Origin of the sequence: Phyllobacterium sp., assembly GCF_037994405.1 — a bacterium.
Lineage (GTDB): Bacteria > Pseudomonadota > Alphaproteobacteria > Rhizobiales > Rhizobiaceae > Phyllobacterium.
The window spans coordinates 1-2,714 of sequence record NZ_JBBNAN010000166.1 but is presented as its reverse complement, the minus strand read 5'-3'; the positions used below and the strand labels follow the sequence as shown (position 1 = coordinate 2,714).

Sequence of the window (2,714 nt, the reverse complement as noted above, 5' to 3'; positions counted from 1 at the left end):
TGCGGGTTGGCTTCCTCTGCGTTTGCCGACGGCTTCGACCCTTACCTGGAGCGCGCTCGAACTTCGGGTCCATGCCACTGGCGGAGCGACGGCGCCCCGGCTTTCGTGCGCCCCGACGGGTCTTCTCGGGGAATACGCCTGTTCGATGCTCGACAGCGATACTCCGAACGGTACGATGCTAGCATTCAGACTCTGGGGCGGCATTCCCGGGGTCGAAACCGTTGCCGGTTCCGACGCGGCGCCTTTGCCGGCCAATCCCGTCGTGGCGATCCCCGAGCACGTGACAGCCGCTGTGCGGTCTACAAGGGACCTCACCTGGGCCTATCCCTATTTCGGCTATATCGATCGGGGCCGGGTGTTGCTACGGCCCTTGCGGGTGACGCCGGCATCGGCGGCCTGCATGAGCTTGCCGGCGGTACCGGGACTTGCTGCGGTGTCCTGCGAAGCGAAGATCGATGATGATCTCTGTAAGACGCGGCTACTGGTGCGACTCGTTGTAACCCGCCCCGGCTATGGCCCAGATGACGCGGAGCAAGACGTTGGCGTCCTCGCCTCGACCGGATGGATCGAACTCGCCGAACCGCTCAAGCCCTACGCGCTGACCGCCCGCCTGCCAGAGCCGGAGTCGGGCTCGGTCGACGTCCATTTCTTCTCACGGCTGCCGCAAGGCGGAACGTTGGCGCACGGCCGCGTGATCTTTCGCCGCTTCGAAGCCGAACTCTACGAGCGGGCGGTCTGGAACCGGGGCCCGGTCTTGCCGGAGTCGTGACAAGGCTGCCGCGCCGAGGCGATCCCTGCGATCCACTGTAGCAAGCACGCTTACTACATCAAGTACGTTACGGTTATGACAAGGCCAGCAGTGCAATCCGCTCGAAAGGTGGACTACTCGCCGCGAGGTGGGGGTTTTTTCGACAAACGCGCCAAGCTCCGTGTGACGGTGTGCTACAAAACAAGACGGGTATCTGATAGACGGGCGCCGTCGAGTTCTCATCGCTTATGTCAATCGGCCGGGCCGCATTTTGAAATAACCCGGCCGACAAGCCTCCGAAAGCTGGTGTCGGTTGAATGTAAATGGCCTTGTCCATTCTTTCCGGGTCAAGGAAGGGTGGACGTTCGAAATCCACGTTGCTGACGTCTACATCGCGCTTCATAAACGATGACCTGCTGTTCTAAATCTGAACCGCCTCTATCACGCTCACCGCGGAATCGGTCGGCACGACACGCGTGAGGCGGAAGTTGGCCTTACTAAGAAGGGAGCGGTATTCGGCTTCAGTCCGCTCCTGGCCTCCAGGGAGCACGAGCATCACCATATCGAGCATCTTGCCTGGATGCGGCGCATCGCCGGCCGGCAACACCATCTCCACAATAAGCAAATGGCCGTCCGGCTTCATGGCTTGGCGGACATGGCCGAGGATCCTGAGGCACTGGTCCTCACCCCAGTCATGGATGATGTGCGACAGGATATAGGCATTGCCCCCGGCAGGCACCGTCTCGAAGAAATCACCGGCCTCTATCGTTACACGGTCAATCACGCCCTTTGATTGGAGCAACGCAGGTGCGTCCCCCACCACGTGCGACCTGTCGAACAGGACCCCGCGGGGCCGTGCATGGCGAGTGAGGATGGCTGCCAGCATATTGCCGGTCGCGCCGCCGACATCGACAACGGTCTCGAAGGCGGTAAAATCGTAGGCTGCGGCAACGGCCGGAGGCTCTTCGCCATGGACGCCAACCATCGTCTCGCTGAACAAGGACGCGTCCTCAGGATGTTGTGCGAGGTACTCGAAGACCGGCATCCCCTGCACTTTCTCAAAGCCGGTTTCACCGGTCTGAATGGAATGGATGATGTTGTCGAATGAGCCGACAAACCAATGGCTTCCTACCGTAAGCAGGGATGCCCGTGCCGAGCCAGGCGCGCCGGTCATCAGCGCCGCGCCCAAGTCCGTCAGGGCAAACTGCCGCTCCGTCCGCTCGGTCAGGATGCCCAAGCTTGCGAGTGTGCGCATCAGCCTGTGCAGGGAGGGCGCATGCGCGCAAACGGAGCCTGCCAGCTCCTCAGCACTTTTCGCTCCTGCGCCTATCTGATCTGCCAGCCCGAATTTGGCCGCAGCGTAGACCACTCTGGATGCCCAGTAGGCAGTACCCATCTGAATAAGTTGGACGTGAGGCGGAAGACTTTGTGACGAAGCATGCTGCTCAGGTTCAGTCATATTGAGCTTTCTGTATGAGTATACGGATTGAGCTTAATACGCGTGCATACGGACAAGTTTAAGCATGGTCCCCTCATCGTGACGTGTCAAATCACGTTGCAGCATCGGACCAGAATGCGTTCTCCATCCTCTTGGAATTTTCGATGCGTACAATGTCCAATGTTATGAATAAATGTTCCTTTGAAAAGGCCGATAAGAGCCATTTCGATTGTTGCACAATTGTCCACAATGACTCTTCAAACCGTGTAGTGGACTTGTCGGTCACCTCCGCCTGCGTCATTCTTCTCTGCTGTGATCTCCCATATTTTCTACCGGAAAATGGCGGTAGACATATTATTGCATCTCGCGGCACGGTTCGTGGAGCAGGAACCACGAAGTCATCCCCCAAATGATCATATATGACTGTTCAGAACGCTGATGATCCAGATGATTACAGCTGTTTCCTGCGTACGGTTGCATATTTTGTGTGGCAAACTACTGGGAAACTGACAACTGTCGCCCTCATGG

At 58.4% G+C, this 2,714-nt stretch carries 2 protein-coding genes; one reads left to right on the top strand and one right to left on the bottom strand.

Annotated elements, in window-relative coordinates:
• The coding region (locus tag AAAC48_RS09765; RefSeq protein WP_340653993.1) for a DUF6212 domain-containing protein at positions 1–769 on the top strand (769 nt) is incomplete at its 5' end.
• Positions 770–1,169: 400 nt separating this feature from the next.
• On the opposite strand, the gene AAAC48_RS09760 is transcribed toward AAAC48_RS09765, so the two are convergent.
• Positions 1,170–2,207: a methyltransferase gene (locus tag AAAC48_RS09760; RefSeq protein WP_340653992.1), complete on the bottom strand. Its 1,038-nt coding sequence runs from the start codon at positions 2,205–2,207 to the stop codon at positions 1,170–1,172.
• Positions 2,208–2,714: the final 507 nt, after the last annotated feature.

Excerpts from the sequence above, each read along its gene's own strand:
- AAAC48_RS09760 (WP_340653992.1), bottom strand. The coding sequence starts at position 2,207 with ATGACTGAACCTGAGCAGCATGCTTCGTCACAAAGTCTTCCGCCTCAC.